Source organism: Paenibacillus dendritiformis (assembly GCF_021654795.1).
Taxonomy (GTDB): domain Bacteria; phylum Bacillota; class Bacilli; order Paenibacillales; family Paenibacillaceae; genus Paenibacillus_B.
The window spans coordinates 3,927,610-3,948,684 of record NZ_AP025344.1 but is presented as its reverse complement, the minus strand read 5'-3'; the positions used below and the strand labels follow the sequence as shown (position 1 = coordinate 3,948,684).

General features: G+C 53.4%; 18 protein-coding genes and 1 pseudogene. 8 read left to right on the top strand and 11 right to left on the bottom strand.

The window, feature by feature from the left end; genetic code table 11:
• Nucleotides 1-389 precede the first annotated feature (389 nt).
• Nucleotides 390-1,442, top strand: a complete 1,053-nt coding sequence (locus L6439_RS17510) for a YeiH family protein (RefSeq protein WP_213468129.1) — start codon at nucleotides 390-392, stop codon at nucleotides 1,440-1,442.
• 216 nt (nucleotides 1,443-1,658) lie between these two features.
• Here the strand turns inward: L6439_RS17510 and melA are convergent, their stop codons facing one another.
• A complete protein-coding gene (gene melA, locus L6439_RS17505) occupies nucleotides 1,659-2,957 on the bottom strand; it encodes an alpha-glucosidase/alpha-galactosidase (RefSeq protein ID WP_213468130.1) in 1,299 nt (432 codons plus the stop codon).
• 174 nt (nucleotides 2,958-3,131) lie between these two features.
• Between melA and L6439_RS17500 the strand changes: the two genes are divergently transcribed.
• Complete coding sequence (locus L6439_RS17500) at nucleotides 3,132-4,004, top strand: AraC family transcriptional regulator (RefSeq protein WP_168181550.1); 873 nt, start codon at nucleotides 3,132-3,134, stop codon at nucleotides 4,002-4,004.
• Between the two features lie 69 nt (nucleotides 4,005-4,073).
• On the opposite strand, the gene L6439_RS17495 is transcribed toward L6439_RS17500, so the two are convergent.
• From L6439_RS17495 to nhaC, 7 genes are all read right to left on the bottom strand, one after another.
• Nucleotides 4,074-5,213: a glycoside hydrolase family 88 protein gene (locus L6439_RS17495; protein WP_168181549.1), complete on the bottom strand. Its 1,140-nt coding sequence runs from the start codon at nucleotides 5,211-5,213 to the stop codon at nucleotides 4,074-4,076.
• Nucleotides 5,214-5,305: 92 nt separating this feature from the next.
• A complete protein-coding gene (gene kduD, locus L6439_RS17490; RefSeq protein WP_168181548.1) occupies nucleotides 5,306-6,064 on the bottom strand; it encodes a 2-dehydro-3-deoxy-D-gluconate 5-dehydrogenase KduD in 759 nt (252 codons plus the stop codon).
• A gap of 67 nt (nucleotides 6,065-6,131) precedes the next feature.
• Nucleotides 6,132-6,884, bottom strand: coding sequence for a DeoR/GlpR family DNA-binding transcription regulator (locus L6439_RS17485; RefSeq protein WP_168181547.1), 753 nt, complete (start codon nucleotides 6,882-6,884; stop codon nucleotides 6,132-6,134).
• A 13-nt stretch (nucleotides 6,885-6,897) separates the two neighbouring features.
• Nucleotides 6,898-7,731 carry a 5-dehydro-4-deoxy-D-glucuronate isomerase gene (kduI, locus tag L6439_RS17480; RefSeq protein ID WP_168181546.1) on the bottom strand — a complete coding sequence of 278 codons (834 nt, stop codon included), beginning with the start codon at nucleotides 7,729-7,731 and terminating at the stop codon, nucleotides 6,898-6,900.
• Between the two features lie 225 nt (nucleotides 7,732-7,956).
• The gene (locus tag L6439_RS17475; protein ID WP_168181545.1) at nucleotides 7,957-8,121 is read right to left on the bottom strand and encodes a hypothetical protein; all 165 of its coding nucleotides are present in this window, start codon (nucleotides 8,119-8,121) and stop codon (nucleotides 7,957-7,959) included.
• Nucleotides 8,122-8,175: 54 nt separating this feature from the next.
• The gene (locus L6439_RS17470) at nucleotides 8,176-8,532 is read right to left on the bottom strand and encodes a hypothetical protein (protein ID WP_213468131.1); all 357 of its coding nucleotides are present in this window, start codon (nucleotides 8,530-8,532) and stop codon (nucleotides 8,176-8,178) included.
• 97 nt (nucleotides 8,533-8,629) lie between these two features.
• Nucleotides 8,630-10,069: a Na+/H+ antiporter NhaC gene (gene nhaC, locus L6439_RS17465; RefSeq protein ID WP_213468132.1), complete on the bottom strand. Its 1,440-nt coding sequence runs from the start codon at nucleotides 10,067-10,069 to the stop codon at nucleotides 8,630-8,632.
• A 1,331-nt stretch (nucleotides 10,070-11,400) separates the two neighbouring features.
• Here nhaC and L6439_RS17460 point away from each other — a divergent pair.
• Nucleotides 11,401-11,715: pseudogene (locus L6439_RS17460) on the top strand (transposase); the annotation flags it as partial.
• Between the two features lie 13 nt (nucleotides 11,716-11,728).
• Here L6439_RS17460 and L6439_RS17455 read toward each other — a convergent pair.
• The 3 genes from L6439_RS17455 to L6439_RS17445 are packed head-to-tail and all read right to left on the bottom strand — an operon-like array spanning nucleotide 11,729 to nucleotide 14,048.
• A complete protein-coding gene (locus tag L6439_RS17455) occupies nucleotides 11,729-12,199 on the bottom strand; it encodes a RidA family protein (RefSeq protein ID WP_168181512.1) in 471 nt (156 codons plus the stop codon).
• Between the two features lie 19 nt (nucleotides 12,200-12,218).
• Nucleotides 12,219-13,379 carry an alanine racemase gene (locus L6439_RS17450; protein ID WP_213468133.1) on the bottom strand — a complete coding sequence of 387 codons (1,161 nt, stop codon included), beginning with the start codon at nucleotides 13,377-13,379 and terminating at the stop codon, nucleotides 12,219-12,221.
• Between the two features lie 24 nt (nucleotides 13,380-13,403).
• Nucleotides 13,404-14,048, bottom strand: a complete 645-nt coding sequence (locus L6439_RS17445) for a helix-turn-helix transcriptional regulator (protein ID WP_213468134.1) — start codon at nucleotides 14,046-14,048, stop codon at nucleotides 13,404-13,406.
• Between the two features lie 382 nt (nucleotides 14,049-14,430).
• Between L6439_RS17445 and L6439_RS17440 the strand changes: the two genes are divergently transcribed.
• The 5 genes from L6439_RS17440 to L6439_RS17420 all read left to right on the top strand — a co-directional run bounded on the left by L6439_RS17440 (nucleotide 14,431) and on the right by L6439_RS17420 (nucleotide 21,047).
• Entirely contained in the window at nucleotides 14,431-15,486 is a 1,056-nt protein-coding gene (locus L6439_RS17440; protein ID WP_168181515.1) for an extracellular solute-binding protein, read from the top strand.
• 84 nt (nucleotides 15,487-15,570) lie between these two features.
• The gene (locus L6439_RS17435) at nucleotides 15,571-16,680 is read left to right on the top strand and encodes an ABC transporter ATP-binding protein (protein ID WP_213468135.1); all 1,110 of its coding nucleotides are present in this window, start codon (nucleotides 15,571-15,573) and stop codon (nucleotides 16,678-16,680) included.
• On the top strand, nucleotides 16,667-18,331 hold the full coding sequence (locus L6439_RS17430) for an ABC transporter permease (RefSeq protein WP_213468136.1): 1,665 nt from the start codon (nucleotides 16,667-16,669) through the stop codon (nucleotides 18,329-18,331). Before L6439_RS17435 ends, L6439_RS17430 begins: the two co-directional genes overlap by 14 nt.
• A 231-nt stretch (nucleotides 18,332-18,562) precedes the next feature.
• The gene (locus L6439_RS17425) at nucleotides 18,563-20,269 is read left to right on the top strand and encodes a sensor histidine kinase (RefSeq protein WP_213468137.1); all 1,707 of its coding nucleotides are present in this window, start codon (nucleotides 18,563-18,565) and stop codon (nucleotides 20,267-20,269) included.
• Complete coding sequence (locus L6439_RS17420; RefSeq protein ID WP_168181519.1) at nucleotides 20,262-21,047, top strand: response regulator transcription factor; 786 nt, start codon at nucleotides 20,262-20,264, stop codon at nucleotides 21,045-21,047. The genes L6439_RS17425 and L6439_RS17420 overlap by 8 nt, the downstream gene beginning before the upstream one ends.
• The last annotated feature ends 28 nt before the right edge of the window (nucleotides 21,048-21,075 follow it).

Genomic DNA, 21,075 nt, shown 5'->3' with positions numbered 1-21,075 from the left:
CTGAATAATCCATCCCGCTGATGGAATCGCTTGCTTGTATCCCTTCCCATTGTATCCCTTTCTCCCGAATGGAACAATCCGGATGCGGTCATCCGGGCAAGCATAAGTTTTCCTAATCGTTCGGATAGCTTATTGGTATTTCACATTCCGTGTTCTTCGGCTTATAGTTGATTATGGAATCAGGGTTCACATGCAGGTGGGGAATGAGCCCGTAAGCTGCCGGGATGGAGCAGGGGAGCAGGCACCGATAAGCGGCATCTTTCTGCCTCGGGAGGTGCAGGAAGGCGCCCGGGAGCCTGGGAAAGCGCCGGAATGCGCTGCGCGATCGTTGCTTTGTTGCCGCAATGCTGCAATGTGAAAGTGCAACCAGACAGAATTGGGGGAAAAACATGAGTCAGGGAGAAGGACTTGGCGCAACCAATGCCCGCAGGCAGCGGAATGGCCTTGGTTTTGCGCTTGGAATCGGATTGACGCTTGTCATCGCGCTGGCGGCCAAGTATTTGGCCGGGCTTCCGTTCCTTAGCATTATGGGTCAGCTTGTTATCGCTATCTTGATCGGCATTCTGTGGCGTGCCATGATCGGCGTGCCTGATCAGATTGTGGCAGGCACCAATTTTTCAAGCAAAAAGCTGCTTCGGCTCGGGATTATCCTGCTAGGGATGAGGCTGAATTTGATGGATATTGTTCATGCGGGCCCGAAAGTATTTCTGATTGCGGTCATCGTCATTATATTCGCTATTAGTGTCGTCTATGGCTTGTCAAGACTGTTCAAGGTACAGAAGCGGCTTGGCATCCTGACGGCATGCGGCACGGCCATTTGCGGCGCGGCTGCGGTTGTCGCGATTTCGCCGCAGATTAAAGCCAAGGACGAGGAGACGGCCATTGGCGCAGCCATGGTCGCGATACTGGGCACAATTTTTACGTTGGTCTATACCTTTTTGTATCCGGTGCTCGGATTGACGCAGGACGGATACGGCATCTTCGCCGGCGCCACGCTGCATGAGATCGCCCACGTCATTGCGGCCGCGGCGCCCGGAGGCGATGGCGCGGTCGATATGGCGGTCATCGTGAAGCTGACCCGGGTGGCGCTTCTCGTGCCGGTAGCGATTCTTATCGGCATTTGGTCCAGCCGGGCCGAGCAACGGGAGAAGGGAACCCGCTCGAAGCTGTCTTGGCGCACGCTGCCGATTCCGTGGTTCATTCTCGGCTTCCTGGTCGTGAGCGGCATCAATTCGTTGGGGATCATTTCCGCCGAGATCGCGACCGGGATTGTGACGCTGGCTTACATGCTGATCGCGATGGCGATGGCCGGTCTAGGCCTGAACGTCGATCTCGTCGCGTTCCGCCGGCTGGGCCTGACCTCATTCGCGGCGGGGCTTATCGGCTCGGTGCTGCTGTCCGGCCTTGGCTTCGCCCTGGTTCACCTGCTTGGGTTGGCCTAAGGAGTCTGCGGCGAACGGCGGCATCCCGGAGGCGGCTTCGCCGCACGGGAATGAAGCCGGCACCTGGGCCGACGTGAGGATCGGGCTTATGCCGGCCAAGTCTCTGGCAAGGGGATAAGCGATAATAGAAGAAGACAGACCGTATCTCCTCGATGTGGAAGGGGATGCGGTCTGTCTGTTCGTATGCGCTGACCGCTGATACAGACCGGCCGCAGCTTAGCGGAACGCCGGCAGCCAGCTGCCATGCGCCTCAATCATATCGTCGCACAGCGATACGATGTCGTCGAGGCTGAGCTCGGCGGATGTATGCGGATCAAGCATCGCCGCATGGTAGATATGCTCTTTTTTGCCGGTGATGGCCGCTTCGATCGTGAGGAGCTGCGTGTTGATATTGGTCCGGTTCAGCGCAGCCAGCTGCGGCGGCAGATTGCCGACAAAGGTTGGCGTCACGCCGCTGCGGTCGACGAGGCACGGCACCTCGACGCAGGCTTCCGCCGGAAGATTCGGAATCAGCCCCGTGTTCATGACGTTGCCGCCAATCTTGAACGGCTCCCCCGTCTCCATTGCCTCGAAAATATAGGAAGCATACTCATGCGAGCGGGCATGCTCCAGCCGGGCATCATTCACCAGCTTCTCGCGCATCTCCTTCCAGGAAGCAATCTGATTGACGCAGCGGCGCGGATATTCATCCAGCGGAATGTTCAGCTTGTCGATCAATTCCGGATAGGCCCGCTTGATGAAATAAGGATGATACTCGGCATTATGCTCGGACGACTCGGTGACATAATAGCCGAACTTGAACATCAGCTCGTAGCGCACCATATCATGATGCTTCTCCTTCTGCTTCTCCGCCGCCCGGCGCTTAATCTCCGGATACAGATCTTGACCGTCCTTCGTCACTTCCAGCAGCCAGGCCATATGGTTGATGCCGGCGATTTTCGTCTGCACGCCCGTGGAATCCATCCCGAGGTCATTGAACAGCCAAGGCATACACACCTGCACGCTGTGGCATAAGCCGACCGTCTTCACGCCGCCATGCGTAATCATGACGTTGGTCAATACCGCCATCGGGTTCGTATAGTTGAGGAACCACGCACCCGGACAGACCTCCTGGATGTCTCTCGCGAAGTCGAGCATGACCGGGATGGTGCGCAGATTGCGGAAAATTCCGCCGATGCCGACCGTATCGGCGATCGTTTGGCGCAAGCCGTATTTTTTCGGAACCTCGAAATCGGTCATCGTGCAAGGATCATAGCCGCCGACTTGAATCGCGTTGACGATATACTTGGCGCCGCGCAGCGCCTCCTTGCGGTCGTGGTAAGCGACGACCCGGCATGTGCTGCCCGTCGATGCGACGAGATGATTCAACATCCGTTCGGAATCCCGGAGGCGTTCACGATCGATGTCGAACAGCGCCAGCTCGAACGATTGCAGCGCAGGCGTCAGCATGCAGTCGCCCAATACATTTTTGGCAAATACCGTGCTTCCGGCACCGAGAAACGTAATTTTACCCATAGCAAGATCATCCTTTCGCTGGACAGGAATAAAATCTTAAAAAATATATTGCATGGTCTGATGCAACTTGCACTCAGATGCGTTACAATCAATGTATCTGATTTGACAAGAGAAGAGTATGGTTATTTTGGTCGACAGTATGGAATATTGTATCCCGATGAGGAGGATAGGCCGATGGCGGAGACAGCGCATATCGCGATTAACGAATACCCGTCCCGCGGGGAATTGACGATTCTTTTCAGCGGTCAGGCGAAGACCGAACCCCATCACCGCATTGGGCCCACGGTGCATGATTATTATTTGGTGCACAGCATTTTGTCAGGCAAGGGCACCTTCGTCATTCGCGGGCAGGAGTTCCAGCTTCGCAGCGGCGACAGCTTCTTTATTTTTCCGGGGGAAATGGTGCGGTATGAGTCCGACGGCGAGGAGCCGTGGCAGTATAGCTGGGTCGGATTCCGCGGACAAGACGCCGACCGGATTCTGGCCAAGATCGGGGTCGGGCCGCATGTTCCCGTCTTGCAGGGTTACCGTCACCATCGGTTGAACGCGATGCTTCGCAGTTTAACGAAAGCGCTTCACCGCGGCGGCCATGCGGGAGATATGGAGGCGGAGGGTTATTTTCGGCTGATCCTGTCTGAATATGCGCGGGCCGCGGGCGCAGCGCTGCGCTCCGGGAAGGAGGACACCCGAACCGATATCGAACGGCAGGTGGAACAGGCGGCCAGATGGCTGACGCTGCAGCATGACAAATCGATATCGATCGACGAGCTGGCGCAGAAGCTCGGCTACCACCGGACCTATTTATCGAAAATGTTCCGCAAGCAGATGGGGGAATCCCCGATGCAGTTTCTGCTGCGCATCCGGATGGAGCGGGCCCGGACGCTGCTGCTGACAACGAAGCTGACGATGGAGCAGATAGCCGCTTCCGTCGGCTATGAGGATGCGTTGTATTTTTCGAAGCTGTATAAAAAATGGTACAAGCGCTCCCCAACCGCCCACCGCGCGGAAATGCAGAGAAACCAGGTCACCGAATGCGCTTACCGGTAAACTAACGCAGCCCCTGTCCGGGATGCAGTCCAATCTGCATCGTGGGACAGGGGCTGTCGCATAAGTCCGTCAGGCGCGGTTGTACCAGTAGCCGGGCACCCCTCGTTCGAGGCGCATCAAGGCCTCCAAATAATAATAGTCGCCCCAGATGACATAGTCGTCCGGGCTGTGGCCGAGCCGCACGGCATAGGAACCTCGCCGCAGCAAGCCGTCTTCTTCCGGGAACTGCATCGTCGAGTAACGTCGGACGAGCGAATCGAGCATCTTCTCCATGCCGCTCTTCAGCCACTCGCGCTCCGGATGATCGGACGGCAGATGCGCCAGCAGCTCCTGCAGCCCGGCGGCCGTAATCGCGGAGGCGGAGCTGTCTCTCGGGGTCGAGTCTTCCGCGGTCACATCGAAATCCCAGTAGACGACATGATCCTCCGGGAGCCGTTCCAGGAAGTAGCGGGCCATGCGCCGGGACGTCTCCAGGAAATGATCGTCGCGCGTGTAGCGGTAGGCGAGGGCGAACCCGTATATGCCCCAGGCCTGGCCGCGCGTCCAGGTCGATCCGTTCGTATACCCTTGATGGGTCGATCCGCCGATTGGCAGGCCGCTCTCTGGCTCGATATGAAACGTATGGTACGAGGAATCGTCGCCGCGTACGAGATAGCGTCTGCTCAGCTCGGCATGAATGCGCGCCACTTCGGCATACCGGTGGTCTCCGGTCATTTCCGTGGCCCAGAACAGGAGCGGCAGATTCATCAGGCAATCAATGATAATGCGGCCGCCGTTCTTCGGATCGCCCTTCGGCCCCCACGCCTGAATATAGCGTCCCTTCTCTCGCCAGCGGTTCATGAGCTTATCCGCCGCGCGCAGCGTCAAGTCGCGCGCCGCCGGTTCCTGCTCGATAATCCACTGCGCCTTGGAAGAGAGCGAGTACAGGAATCCGATGTCGTGATGATCAAGCGCGACATCCCTTTGCAGCCGCTCATCGAAGCTTCTGACCGTGCGGCGGGCCGCCTCGGCGAAGGCTTCCTCCTTCGTATACTCATAGCACAGCCATAAGATGCCGCTCCAAAAGCCGTCGGTCCAGTCGGTGTTGTCGTTCAGAAGATACGCCCCGCCATCCCGGCCGACATGGGGGAACCGATTCCCGAAGCGCTCCATATTCGCTCTCGTCTTCGAGACCGCGTCTTCAATGGCTTGCGCCCATAGCGTTTTCATCGTACACTGCCCCTTTCTCTATATTGGAACGTGTTCAAGTGACCGGTTTTCGCACCGGGAAGGTAGCAAGCGGGCTTATTGAACAACCTCTATTAGCGGTTCATCCAGCCGCCGTCCACGCACAAAATATGACCATTCACGTAATCCGAGGCGGAGGAGGCGAGGAATACGGCAGGACCAGCCAAGTCCTCCGGCGTCCCCCAGCGTCCCGCCGGAATCCGGCCCAGAATCTCCGCGCTGCGCTTCTCGTCGTCGCGGAGCTGCTGCGTGTTGTCGGTCGCCATATAACCAGGCGCGATGGCGTTGACATTGACGCCGTGTTTCGCCCATTCATTCGCGAGCGCCTTCGTGATGCCGGCGACGCCATGCTTCGCCGCGGTATAGCCGGGCACATTGATGCCGCCCTGGAAGGAGAGCATCGAGGCGATGTTGATGATTTTGCCGGATCCGCGCTCAATCATCGTCTTGCCGAAGGACTGGCACAAGTAGAAGACGGCATGCAGATTCAATTGCAGCACCTCATGCCAGTCCGGCAAGGGATGATCCGCTGCGGGCGTCCGGCGGATGATGCCGGAATTGTTCACCAAGATATCAACCTGGCCTCCGGCCGCTTCCAGGCATTGTCCGACAACGCTTTCAATTCCGTCCAATTCTTTCAGATCGGCCTGGATATAGGCCGTCTTGACGCCCAGAGCCTGCAGCTTCTGCAGCGGCTCCTTGCGAACGTTGTGAGAGACGAGAATCAGGTCGGCGCCTGCCCGGGCCAGACCCTCGGCGATGCCGTAGCCGAGACCGGCGCCTCCGCCCGTCACGACGGCGGTGCGGCCCCGCAAATCGAAGATGGATTGCATAACCCTTTTCCTCCTTAATAACTGTTGTATTCGAGGATTGAACAGAGGGCAGGTCCCGCACGCCGGCTTACAAGATGGCCGGGATTCCTGCCGCGATATAAGTCGACCTCGCTTCCTCGCTCAAGCCGCTGTCTGTGATGACGGAGGTCATCTCGGACAAGGAGGCGAAGGTCAAAAGCGCGGATTTGCCGAACTTCGTATGGTCGACGACTCCGTAGGAATGCTTGGCCGTCTCGATCCAGGCGCGCTTCAGATCATACAGCTCGCTCGTATAGATCGTCAGACCGTTCTCGGTATGGATTCCGGTGGAAGAGACGAACGCCTTCTGGATATTGAGCTTGCGCACGAGCTGGACCGCCTCGCAGCTGACGAGCAGATTGCGGTTGCGGTACCCGCCGGGGACGACGAGGCGGATGTGGGGCTTCCGTGTCAACTCGGCGATGATGAACAGGTCGTTGGTTACGACCGTTAACGACTCATGATCCAGACGCTTCGCCATTTCCAGCGTCGTGCTTCCGCCATCAAGCGCAATGATGTCGTCAGGTTCGATGAGGCGTACGGCTTTCTCCGCGATCTCGGCCTTCTCGTTTAGGTTCCGGCTGTTCGGCGCCTGCACGGGAAGCATGCCGAGATCGGACATATTTTTCAACACGGCGCCGCCGTGAACGCGGGCAAGCAGGCCTTGCGCTTCGAGCGCCTCGAGATCGGCGCGGATCGTCTTGCCGGTCACTTCCAGCCGCTCGCTCAGCTCGTTCACTTTGACCTCCCCTTGTTGAATGAGAAGCTCCATGATTTGTTGATGGCGTTTTACATTGGACATATCGTTCAATCCTTTACTTCAAATCCTTCATATCGACCATATCCATATCTTCGAATGTCTGGTTCTCTCCGGCCATGCCCCAGATGAACGTATAATTGCTCGTGCCGACGCCGCTATGTATCGACCAGCTAGGGGAAATAATCGCTTGCTCGTTCCGGACGACGACGTGGCGCGTCTCTTGCGGCTCGCCCATCAGATGGAAGACGACGCCGTCCTCCGGCATGTCGAAATAGAAATAGACTTCAGAGCGGCGGTTATGGGTATGGCAAGGCATCGTATTCCACATATTGTTCGGCTTCAGCAGCGTCATCCCCATGACGAGCTGGCAGCTTTGCACCCCGCCTTTGTGGATATATTTATAAATCGTGCGCTCGTTGGAGCTCGACAGACTGCCGAGATGCTGCGGCGTGGCCTTGCTGATGGCCACCTTCTCCGTCGGGTGCGTCTTGTGCGCCGGCGTCGAGTTGAAATAGAAGCGCGCCGGGCGGGCCGCCTCCTTGCTCGCGAACGTCACATCCTTGCTTCCCATGCCGACATAGAGACAATCGCGCGGCTCCATGTCATAGGCGACTCCGTCCACGGTGACGACGCCTTCTCCGCCGACATTAATTATTCCGATCTCCCGCCGTTCCAGGAAATAATCGGCGCCCATTTCCTTCGCGTCCGCTTCCAGCTTCACCGTCTTCGTCGTCGGCAGGACGCCTCCGGTAATGAACCTGTCAACGTGACTGTACACCATAAGAAGCTCATTGTCCACGAACAGCCTCTCAATCAGAAACTCCTCGCGGAGACGGGAAGTATCATAGCCCTTCGCGCCTTCGGGATGACAAGCGTAACGGATTTCCATGATGCGGTTTCCTCCTTCGGACAAGTAAATGATGAATGCTCTCGTTCATAGTATAGCTCAATGTTCATTTATGTTCAATTAAATGTTCATATGGGTTTATTTTATCGTGAATTGTATGTTCGTTTTAGAAAAAATGAACCTCGAATAGAACGCAGGCATAAAAATACCTTTGCCCGGAGGGGATGAACCCCGTGTGGGCAAAGGCATTAGGGCCGCTACGGCCAACTACATCAAATAGTATAGGGCGACAATAATCACGATCGATGCCGCCGTGAAGATCAGGATATTGCGGATATCCCGATTAATGACCTTCATATCGGTCTTCATTGGCTGGCCTTGCTTGCCGCTGTTCGCCGCAGGCTTGGCTTGATCTGGACCGGTTGCCTTCATCTGCCACACCTCCTCGCCGCTTAGGCTGCAGGTCCGGGTTCGGACGCTCGCAATCTATTCGGCGAAGACGAAGCGCGAGGTGTACTTCAAAGGCCGCAAGAGAAGCCTGCGGCGCAAAATCAGATACGGCACGCGGAACCGGAAGCGCGGAACGCCGCTTCTGGCGAGAAGAAGCAGGTAGAACATGAACAGAATCTTCCACGTCATGAACGTATGGATCTTCACCACGTAATGATGAAGAGAGCCGACAACGGACTGGTAATGCCGATCATGCTGATAATAGGCGCTTCTCTCATCCGACTGCAAAGGTTCCTCGGGCGCGGAGGGCAACAGGGAAGAGGCGAGCAGGGCGATTACCGAGATGAAGATAACTGCATAGCGGATCCACGATGGGTACTTATGGTGAATCACTGCCGTCCTCCTCTCCTTGCCCCGCCACCTTCGTATGGACCCGGGCCGATCTCTGCTATGAGATTACCATATTGTCATGGAAGGGACAACATGCGGCCTACAGTCCGGCATTCTTGGCATCTCCGGGCGCCGATGAGGCAGACCCGAGGCCGAGCGCGCCGCGCTTCAGCCCCGGCAGCAGCACGAAGGCGAAGGTAACGAGCGGCGACAGCCAGAGAAAGAACGCAAAAGGCGCGTAATCCAGCACCGGCAAGCCGAGGGCGCCGGTCATCATCGCGCCGCTGACGCCCCACGGGATTAACGGGTTGACCAGCGTGCCGCAATCCTCCAGCGTTCGGGACAGCGTCTTCCGCGGAATGCTCCGCTTGTCATATTCGTCGGCAAACAGCTGGCCTGGGAGCAGGATGGACATGTACTGCTCTCCGGTAAGGATATTGACGCCGATAGAGCTCAGGCCGCTTGCAACGACGAGCGACTCCTTCTTCCGGATGGGAGCGATGAGGCGCCGGAACAAGGCCGGAATGACGCCGCCATGCTGCAGCAGCCCGCCCATGCCGAAAGCGATGGCGATAAGCGCGATCGTGCCGGCCATCGACTGCAGGCCGCCCCGGTTCATAATGCGGGCCGTATCCTCCAGGGCGAAGCTGCCCGAGAATCCATAGTGCATGACGCTGATCCACTGCCGGATATCATGCGCCCCTTGGAGAAGCGCCGCCACCGCCAGGCCGGATCCGATGCCGAACAGCATCGTCAGCGCGACCGGGAGACGCTTGAACGCGGAGAAGAGCACGACGGCCAGGGGGAGCAGCGCCCATGGCGTAATATGGAAGCTCTGCCCGATATCGCGCTGCAATGCTTCCAACGCCTTCATATCCGGCGCGGACGAGGAGCCGATGAAGGCGAAGGCGATACAGGTCAGAACGAATGCCGGCACCGTTGTCTTTGTCATATTGCGGATATGATCGGGGATCGATACCCGGGCCACGGCCGAGGCGAAGTTGGTCGTGTCGGACAATGGAGACATTTTGTCTCCGAAGCAGGCGCCCGACACGACCGCTCCCGCCGCGATCGCGGGATGGACGCCCATCGAGGCGGCCATGCCGACAAGGGCGACGCCGAATGTGCCGACCGTCGTAAGCGAGCTGCCGACGAACATCGAGACGATCACGGTGAGCACCAGCGCGCTCAAGGTGAACCATTGCGGCTGGAACAGGGACGTGCCGTAGTAGAGCAAGGTCGCCACCGTTCCGCTCATCATCCAGACCCCGATGAGTATGCCGATCAGCGTCAGCAGGAGCGCAGGCTGGACCGATGCCTGCAAGCCGCGGACGAAGGCTTGTTCCACCTCGCTCCAGGACCGGCCGAACAGCAGCAGGAGTCCGCCGGCCGCCACCGAGGCGCCGATCAGCGGAATATGCGGTTCGACCCGCCATCCGAGAATCGGAATAATAAGAATGAGCAGAATGGCAATAAAAATCGTAACGCTCTGCCCGAACCGAAGCATGCTCTGCTCGGCTGGACTTGTTGATGACTTCATGACTGACATCTCCTTATTTGATAAGCGGAACAAGCCGAAGGCATGACCGTCGGCTTGCAAGCTCCGCGGAATTGTCGCGCGAGAACGCATTTTTGCAGGGACGCTTACACGCTTGACCGCGATAAAGCAAAATAATAGTACATAGTCTACTTTATCGGGGGTTATCCGGATGGTCAAGGGAATTTACTGCCAGCGGCAGGAATTAGCGATAGATCGACGGAGGTCGAGTCCAGTGACAAGAACGAGCGCGATCGACTGAGATTGCCGGAGGCAAGAACGAGTGTGCGGGGCTTGGCAAACTAGCGCGTTCCGGGGAACGCGCTCAGACTGTCGACAAAGTCTGGTCGACAGTCTTTTTCCTTAGGAGGGCGGGGCCGGGGAAGGCAGAACAGGTTAGGTTAGGGCAAGCTGGTCCGCCATGAAGCAAGCTAGTCCCCGCATGAAGCAAGCTGGTCCCCGCATGAAGCAAGCTAGTCCCCGCAGAAAGCAAGCTGGTCACCGCATGAAGCTAGAGCAGCAAGCTATCCCCGCGTATGAAAATGCTGCACAGGCGCAGCATTTTTAACCTCAATAGGCTAAATTCCGAGAAAATCCTGCAAAATTACATTATTTCGCCATTTTGAACGCTATTTATGCCTCGCCGCACGGTAATTGCTGTATTTTTGCAGTAATCGTATTTTCGCAACCTCGTGTCAATGAAATTGCTGTATTTTTGCAGTATTGGTGGAGCAGGTGAATAGAATGGCGGGGAGATCCTGCAGCTTTGGGGGAGCAGATGACTAGAGTGGCGGGGAGATACTCCAGGTTTGGTGGAGCAGGTGAATAGAGTAGCGGGGAGCTACTGCAGTATTGGTGGAGCAGATGACTAGAATGGCGGGGAGATACTGCAGCTTTGGTGGAGCAGATGACTAGAGTGGCGGGGAGATACTCCAGGTTTGGTGGAGCAGATGACTAGAATGGCGGGGAGATACTGCAGTATTGGTGGAGCAGATGACTAGAGTGGCGGGGAGCTACTGCAGCTTTGGTGGAAGAATGGCGGGGAGCTACTGCAGCTTTGGTGGAGCAGATGACCAGAGTGGCGGGGAGCTACTGCAGCTTTGGTGGAGCAGATGACTAGAGTCGCGGGGAGCTACTGCAGCTTTGGTGGAGCAGATGACTAGAGTGGCGGGAGCTACTGCAGCTTTGGTGGAGCAGATGACCAGAGTGGCGGGGAGCTACTGCAGCTTTGGTGGAGCAGATGACTAGAGTCGCGGGGAGCTACTGCAGCTTTGGTGGAGCAGATGACTAGAGTGGCGGGAGAGTACGCCGATGAGATGATACTATACGATGAGGACGAGGCGGATCACTTTCCCCATACAGAAGAAACAATAGAGCGAGTTTTTGCTGATTTATAGGAGAAGCAGGGTATGCGGTGGACGACCTTACGCGGGTTAATAAGCAGGTCTGCGCAAGCGGTGCTTGTTTTTGCTGCCATGAATCTCAAAAAAAGTGCGGCCTGGCTCTGGAAGACCGATCGCACCTCTCCTAAGTTCTCTTTCCTATTTGTAACTAGGGATAAAAACGTAAAGAACTCCCGCGGTTGCCGTATTTCGCGGGAGTTTGTCTTTAATCTGAGCGCGTTCCGGGGAACGCGCTGCTTATCTTAGGTCTCTATCCCGATTAAGCTCCGTCCTTCACCTCGACGATAAGCTCGATCTCCACCGGCGTATGGAACGGCAAATCGCTCGTTCCGATCGCGGAGCGGGCATGGCGGCCCGCATCGCCGAATACTTCGATCAGCAGGTCGGAAGCGCCGTTAATGACATAGGGCTGATCCGCGAAGCCCGGGGCGCTGTTCACGAAGGCGAGCATTTTGACCACCTTCGAGACATTGTCCAGCGTGCCCAACTCATGCTTGATGACGGCAAGCGCATTGATAATGACTTGACGCGCCGCTTCCCGGCCCTGCTCGATCGTCAGGTCGGATCCGAGCTTGCCCTCGTACATCAAGACGCCGTTAATCCGGCAGTCCATGCCGGACGTATAGACAAGATTGCCCGTGCGCCGGGATGGAATATAGGAGAACTTCGGCTCTCCGACTTCCGGGAGTTCAATCCCCAATTGCTGCAAACGTTGTTCGATTTGTCCCATAGGTTCATTGCTCCTTCATTTACCAGTTGCAGCCGCGCGCCTCGACAGACACCGGCGTCACCCCGTCCGGAGTGAGATACTGGACCGAATTGTATAAGTTCAACGTGCTGCAAATATGATTCGGCACGATGTGCAGCCGATCCCCGACCTCCAGGCCGTGTCCCGGCGCGATCCTTATCATGCCATGCTCTTCCGACAGCCGCTCCAGCACCGCCTCGGGCGCTTCGAGCACATGCCCGAAGCCGCGCAGATAGAGGGGCGCGGTGTGCGGCTGAACATCGGTCGCGAACGCTTTGCTGCCGCCGTCGACGATGACGGTGTCCTCCTCGGGACAGCTCACGACCGTGACGACGACGACTCCCGCGCAATCCTTGAGACTGCAGCCGCCGAAGGCGACCTGCATCCGATCCTGGAACACGTAGGTGCCCGGCCGAATCTCCGTTACGCCCGGAACGGCTGCCGCATACGCGCCCGTCGGGGTCGAGCCGACGCTGACATCCTGAATGTCATAGCCGGCTTCGCGCAGCCCCTCGGCGATGCCGGCCATCCGCATGCCTTCGTCGAGTCCGGCGCTGCGGACATCCAGCGTCGCCTCCCCGTGAATCAGCGCGCCGCGGAACGTATAAATGCCGGTCAAGCGCAAGTGCGGACACCCGGCGATCGCTTCCGCCACCGCCTTGACATCCGCCGTGCGCACCCCGGACCGCTTGAGCCCGGTGTCGATCTCCAGCCGCACCTCCAGGACGCCGCCGAATTGCCGCGCCTCCGCCTCCAGGGCGCGCGCGCCGGCCGCGCTGTCCACGCCCGCAATCATGCGGGCGTCGGCCGTCAAGGCGAGGGCGCGCCGAATTTTGGACGGCACGACAAGAGGATAGGCGATGAAAACATCGCGAATCCCGTGCTTCACCATCGCTTCCGCCTCGGATACCTTGGCCACCGTAATGCCGACGGCGCCATGCCGCTGCTGCAGACGGGCGATGTGCGGCATTTTGTGCGTCTTGGCATGGGGACGCAGCTGGACGCCGTTCTTGGCCGCGATGTCCGCCATATGGCGGATGTTCCGGTTCGTCCGTTCCGCGTCGATGAGCAGAAAGGGCGTTTCCGCCTCGCGAAGCTCTCCGGCACGGGCGCTCCAGGCGGAGGGAATTCGCCGTTCGCGGCGTGTAATCTCATTGGACATGCGTGCTAGCCTCCTTACGGCACGTTAGTTCGATGATTTCTTCACTTCATCTAAATAGTTATACAGCGTATACTTCGAGATGCCCAAATAAGCGCAAATTTTCTCGCCCGACTTTTTGATGAGGAAGGCGCCCTTCTCTTCCAGCAGAGCGATCATGCGCATTTTGTCCTCCTTCGTCATGACGGCCACCGGCTTGTCAATGCGTTCCTGCGCCTCCTGGATCAGCGTATCGAGCAGATCATTCACATTGGAGACGAACGACTCCTTCACTTCCGCCTGGAGTCCGGTCATCGTAAGCGACTTCAGCGCTTTCTCCGCCAATGTCAAATCCGTAATATCATAATTGATGCAGAGCGAGCCGATGACGCGCCCTTCGCGGTTGCGCATATATAGCGACGTTGACCGCAGCAGGCGGCCGTCCCGGGTCTGCGTAATGTAATTGATCTTATTCCCGTCCTCGGTGCTGCCGCGCAGCAGCTCCAGGCCGAGGTTGGTGCCGGGATCGCCGACCTTCCGTCCGGTGATGTGCCCGTTCTCGATCGCGACGATGGTCCGGTCATAGGGCAGCGTCAGATCGTGCAGCACGACCTCGCACTGATCGCCGAATTGGGCGGCAAGGCCCTTGACCAGCATTTGCAAAAAAGGAAATTCGTCTCCTACCGACTCCACATCGCTCCTCCTTCCAAGCATCACCCCGCTGAAAACGGTTCACGAGGCTGCCTCTATCGTAGCATAATTTATTCCATATTCACACAAAAAGTTTGGTGTCCAAACAAATAATTTGGACTTGGTTTGCAGCAAAATTTGGCATACTCTTACAACTGGCAGGTTGATTATTTGATTGCTATACTGAGGCTGCATCTGTCAATTCCTCCTGACTATTGTTCGCGCTTGCAAAAAAAGAGGATTAGCAGATGCTTTTCTATTCCGGAGGTTGAGTATTTTAGGATATATATTTAGGATTATTGGATACCCGAAGCACCGGATAGCTCCTATAATGATGATACGAATTACAACTATTCTCATCATGACAAGAGGGGGAAAGAAACGAATGAAAAAAATGAAAGCGGTTACTATCGTTGCTGCGGCGGCTCTATTGGTAAGTATTTTTGCCGGATGCTCGTCACAGGAAGGCTCTGGCAAAGACTCTGCCAAAGAGAAAGACGGAAATGTGTTGACCGTATATACGGCGCGCAGTGAGAGTTTGAACAATGCCGTCATCCCTAACTTTGAACAAGATACCGGGATTAAAGTCGAAGTCATCGTGGCAGGTACAGGAGAATTAGTGAAGCGTGTCGAGTCAGAGAAAAATAATCCGGTGGGCGATATTTTGTGGGCGGCGGATGAAACGATGCTCAAAAGTAAAGCGGACTTGTTCGAGCAATACGTTTCTCCCGAGGATAAGAATATGATGGAGGAGTTCAGAAACAAGACCGGTTATTTTTCGCCCGCATTTGCCGATCCAACCGTTTTTATCGTGAATACCAACTTAATTGGGGATATCAAGGTTGAAGGGTTTAAAGATTTACTGAATCCCGAGCTGAAGGGGAAAATCGCATTCGGCGATCCGGCGGCTTCCAGCTCTGCTTTCCAGTCGCTGACAGCGATGCTATACGCCATGGGAGATGGCGATCCGATGTCTGATCAAGCTTGGGAATTTGTTGAAAGGTTTATTGCCAATTTGGACGGAAAAATGTCTTCCAGCTCCGGACAACTGCACAAAAGTGTGGCTGATGGCGAGTATCCAATCGGCTTGACATGGGAGGATCCGGTGGCCAGTTACATGAAGAATGGGGCGCCCGTGGATATTGTCTTCCCGAAGGAAGGGGCTGTGTTCCCGGGTGAATCGGTCCAGATTATCAAAGGGGCGAGGAATCTTGAAAACGCCAAAAAATTTGTGGACTATATGCTGTCGGAAAAAATACAAAATTTAGTAGGCAGCGAGCTTACGGTCAGACCGCTCAGAGAAGGAGCAGAGCTTGCTTCTTACATGGTGCCGACAGAACAGATTGTCTTAGCCAAAAATTATGATGAAAGCTGGGTGTCCGATCATAAGGATGAGATTACGGCTAAGTTCAACGAGTTGCTCGAAATGTCCCTGGATTAACTAGTGTTCAAGGGGATAGCTTACCGGCTCTGTAAAGGACATCGTTGAGCTGTCTCCCTTTCATGAATAAAGGAGGGAAGCGGATTGAGCGTTGCAATTCAGGTTGAAAACGTGGTCAAACGATTTGAGGATAGAACCATCATAGACGGCTTATCGCTCAAAATACAACGAGGCGAACTCTTTACCCTGTTGGGACCCTCGGGGTGCGGGAAAACAACGTTGCTCCGCATGATTATCGGCTTTAACTCGATTGATGACGGGGTCATTAAAATTGAGGACCAGGCGATAAACGATATCCCCGTCAATAAGCGCAACATGGGAATGGTTTTTCAAAATTATGCCATCTTTCCGCATATGTCTGTGAAGGACAATGTCGCTTTTGGCTTGAAGCATAGGAAGCTGCCCAAGGCTGAAATCGAGAATAGAATTCAGGATATATTAAATGTGGTCAAAATAGAAGAATATAAAGACAGAATGCCGGACAAGCTGTCTGGCGGGCAGCAGCAGCGAGTGGCTTTAGCCAGAGCCTTGGTCATTCATCCTCAAGTATTGCTTATGGACGAACCGCTGTCCAATCTGGATGCCAAATTAAGAATTGAAATGAGAAACGCGATCAAAAGCATCCAGCAGCGGGTAGGCATTACCACGGTATACGTTACCCATGATCAGGAAGAAGCCTTGGCGATCTCGGATCGAATCGCGGTGATGAACGGCGGCGTGATTCAGCAAATCGGCACTCCGAAACAGATCTATGAACGTCCGGCCAATGTGTTTGTATCGAAATTCATCGGGACTTCCAATCTAATAAAGGCAAAGGTAGAAATAGAGAACGGGCAAAAATGGATCAACTTCGGAAACAGCTATAGGGAGAGCATGAATAATCTATCCGATCATCTGGCGGACGGAACCCCGGTGTTCGTATCCGTAAGACCACAGGAGTTTGTTATCGGTTCGGATCGGCATGGTATCAAAGCGGTTGTGCAAAGCAGCATGTTTTTGGGTGTAAATACGCATTATTTTGCCGAACTGTTGGACGGAGAGACGGTAGAAGTGATCCAGGATGCCGATAGTTCGGACATGATTCCGAATGGAAGCGAAATCTGTTTGCGCGTGAAAGCGAACAAAATCAATATTTTTGATCTCGAAAAACAGGAGAGTTTGATCAAAGCGGGTGGCGAACATGACTGCAAATAAGAAGCGGTTATTTAGCGTCTGGAACCTTTCTTCCATCCTTATCCTAGCTATTTTCCTTCTCTTTATTCTGTTTCCGCTGGTCCTGGTCCTGAAAAAAAGCATTTTCGACCCTTACACGGGTGAACTGACTCTCAGTTACTTTAGCAAATTTTTTGAACGAAAATTTTATTGGATCACCTTAGTGAACAGCTTTAAAGTCACGCTGGTAACGACCGCGCTGTCGGTAGCCATCGGCTTGCCCGTCGCCTATGTCATGAGGAAAGTGAAGATTAGGGGAAGTAAATATCTCCAAATCTTAATTATTATTTCATATCTGTCGCCGCCATTTATCGGGGCTTACGCCTGGATTCAATTGCTCGGCAGGAATGGCGTGATTACGCAATTCATTAATGATTTGTTTCATACTCAACTGAATGGAATTTACGGATTTCCGGGAATTGTGTTAGTCATGACGCTGCAATCCTTTCCTTTGATTTATATTTATATTTCGGGGGCCTTGCAGAATCTGGACAATTCGCTGAATGAAGCCGCTGAGAGTCTCGGGTATTCGGCGGTACAGCGCGTGTTTAAAATTATTCTTCCCTTAATTATGCCTACGGTCTTGGCGAGCGCGTTATTGGTCTTCATGCGCGTGATTGCGGACTTCGGGACGCCGATGCTGATCGGCGAAGGATTCAGGACCATGCCTGTCCTCATCTATACTCAATTTATGAGCGAGGTGGGGGGAGATGACGGATTTGCCGCCGCGCTGTGTGTCATTATTATCTTGTTAACCATTTGCCTATTTATGGTTCAGCGTATCCTTGCAAGATACTACTCCTATTCGATGAGCGCATTAAAGCCCATGGTTCCCGAGCGAAGTAAAGGGATGAAAAATATAGCAGCGCACGGAGCGGTCTACTTTACGGTTCTCTTGGCCATCCTGCCTCAATGCGTGGTTATCTTTACATCCTTCCTGGCAACGCGGGGAGGCCAGGTATTTACGTCCGGATTTTCGTTGAACAGCTACCGGGACATCTTATTTAACAAAGATACTTCGGCAATTTTCAATACGTACCTGATTGGTATCGCGGCGATCGTGATTATTGTGGCATGCGGCATATTGATTTCCTATTTGACCGTAAGAAAAAGAAATGCTCTTACATCCACCTTGGATACGATCTCCATGTTTCCGTTTATCATTCCGGGGTCGGTCCTGGGTATTGCCTTTCTCTTTGCGTTTAGTCAAGCCCCGCTTCTGTTAAGCGGTACGATGATCATTATGATTATGGCTTTTGCGATTCGGAGAATGCCGTATACGATTCGTTCAAGTACGGCGATTATCAGCCAGATCAGCCCCAGTATTGAAGAAGCGGCCATCAGCTTGGGCGCGTCAGAGACGAAAGCGTTTACAAGAGTGATTGTGCCGATGATGATGCCAGGCGTTATTGCCGGAGCCATCATGAGCTGGATTACCGTCATTAGTGAATTAAGCGCATCGATCATTCTGTACACGAGCAAGACCCAAACGTTAACGGTGTCGGTCTATACAGAGGTGATTCGAGGTAACTATGGAAACGCATCAGCTTATTCGACCATCTTAACGCTGACCTCGATCCTCTCGCTAATCCCGTTCTTTAAGCTGACAGGAAAGAAAGACATTAGTGTTTAGCAGCCCAAGTAAGCCCGTTCCGAGGCTCTTCGCTTTACTCCATAGGCTGGCGCGAAGAATGCAAGTCTCCCAGTTGCTGGCGACTGCACAGGATGTGCGGCACCGCATTTCGATGGATGAGATTCAGCTATGGAGTAGAGCGGGGGCAGCCTTTACGTTTCTGTCACAAGCAAGCCATAGAGCAGATAGGTGGAGAGAAATTATCATTCTAAGAAACGTCAGGTGATGTGAATGATGCAAAAATCCAATAAGTTCAAAGACTATATCAGGAAGACGTTTGTTCGTTCCGGGGCCATTCTTGTGTTATTGATTTTTGCATTGTTTATCCTTTCCTTGCTTCTCACGTTTAGAGAAACCATCGTTCAGACGAATCGATCGTATAATGCGGGGCTTAGCCGGCTCATAGAGAAAGAGGTTCAGCACTACTCGGAGGGACTGGACAGGCTGGCTGAGGACCCAACGGTACGGGCTGTTTTCGATAATAAAAACGTATCCATTGAAGTGAATCAACTGCTTTACCGGTTTGTCAATGATAGAAAAATAAAAGCAAGCTTTGTTCTTTTGGATCGCAAGCAGCATATCGTCTCCACGAATTTTTATCAGAGCGACCAAGAGACTTTATCCAATAGTTATGTGCTCAAGGATTTGTTGTTGAAGCTTCAGGAACAGGAAAAGGGAGTTTATGGCGGCATCAATAAAATATCCTTCGGGCAGTTTCGGAAATCACCGTACGTGTTGGCCAAGCCGATAACCAGCGGAAATGAAGTACGCGGTTATCTCCTGTTGTTTCTCGCTGACCTGGGCGCCTGCATTCATACCCGGGATGCCGATATGGTGGTGGTGGCGGATCGCTTCGACAACATTATCTACACCTCTCATGACTCGCTAAGAAACGGCATGGGCAAATCAACGATTCCGTACCGGACCGATCAAAAAATAATCGCTTTTCATGATTCCTATTACTATATGACGGCGAATGAAACAGGGAATGGGAACTTTCATATTCTGACGATGACCTCCATGAACAGTTTCAAGCAGTTTCTAGTGATAGGAATCGTCATTTTATTGGGTTCAGGCCTGATTCTGCTCGCCTTGATCCATTTAGTCGTGCCGAAGCTCATGAAGCGCAATCTGCAATCCTTTGATTCCTTCATCTCCGCCGTGGATCAATATAAGCAGGGGAACATGGACTACAGGCTTGAAGCGAGAACCTTCGATGAATTTCAGACCATTTATGATGAATTCAATAACATGATGTCCAAAATACAGCTGCTGATGAAGCATAATGATGAAATCGCGGAAAGAAAGAGAAAAATGGAGATTAAGCATTTAGAAAATCAGTTTAATCCGCATTTTGTGTTTAATGTGTTGGAAATGCTAAGGTATGAGATGTTACTCGATGCCAGGAACGCATCGAATATTGTGGTGATGTTTGCTAATTTAATGAGATATTATATTCATTACGGCAATGGAGAGGTCGCGCTCCACACCGATATAGGCTACATGGAAGACTATTTGCGGCTGCAAAAAATGAGATTTAACACAAGATTAGATTATGAGATGGATATCGATCCGGCCCTTCTGGACTATAAAATACCGAAATTATTATTGCAGCCCATCATTGAAAACAGCATCAAGCATGGACTTGAGTATACGAAGCATTTATTGATCCGGATTACGATTAGACAAGTCGGGGATGACATTCAAATCGCAGTCGAGGATAACGGACAAGGGATGGAGGAGGAAAGGCTCGATTATATCCGAAAGTTATTAGACGATAAGGATGCCATGCCGGAGCATGTCGGATTATACAACTCCCATAGAGTGATGCAGCTTTTATACGGACCGGCTTACGGGCTTTCCATACAAAGCAAACACGGTGCCGGGACAACAGTGATAGCGGGAATCCCTTATATAGGAGACGTGAACAATGTATAAGGTATTAATCGTAGAAGATGAGGATATTATTCGAAATGGTCTGGCCTATATGGTGGACTGGCCGAAGCTGAATTGTATCGTCGTGGGAAGAGCGGAAGATGGAATCGAGGGCTTGGCCAAAATCAAGGAGCTGCAGCCTGATATTGTCATTACCGACGTGAGAATGCCTTTTCAAGATGGAATCCAAATGTTAAAGCAAAGCAAAGCAGAGCATGACTATGAAGCGATCATTATTTCCGGATATAGCGAGTTCGAATATGCCCGGCAAGCGATATCGCTATCTGTAAGCGAATATCTGTTGAAGCCGATTGACTTTGACAAATTAAATGCGGCGATGGTCAAGATCATCGCCAAAATACAATTAAAACGACAGCGCCATCACGAGAAAAAGTCCTTTGAAGAGCTACATTTGTACAATGAATTATTGGATATTCAATACCTTGAAGTTCGAAGCAATAAAACGAAATATGTAGACAGCCTGATTGAATATATCAAGCAACATTATTCACAAAAAATTTCTATCAATGATCTTAGCGCCAGCCTTCACATTTCAACGGTGTATCTATACTCCAAATTTAAAGAGGAAACAACTTATACGTTCAATGATTTTCTTAACCGATACAGGATGATCAAGGCCATTGAATTGCTGAAGCAAGGGGATCTCTTAATCTATGAAATCGCGGAACGGGTGGGCTTCCAAGATTATAAATATTTTAGTCAAGTATTTAAGAAATACATCGGGCACTCTCCAACCAGCTTTTTGGAGCAATCGATGTAGCTGCCCCTGTGTGTCGGCCTTCATGTCA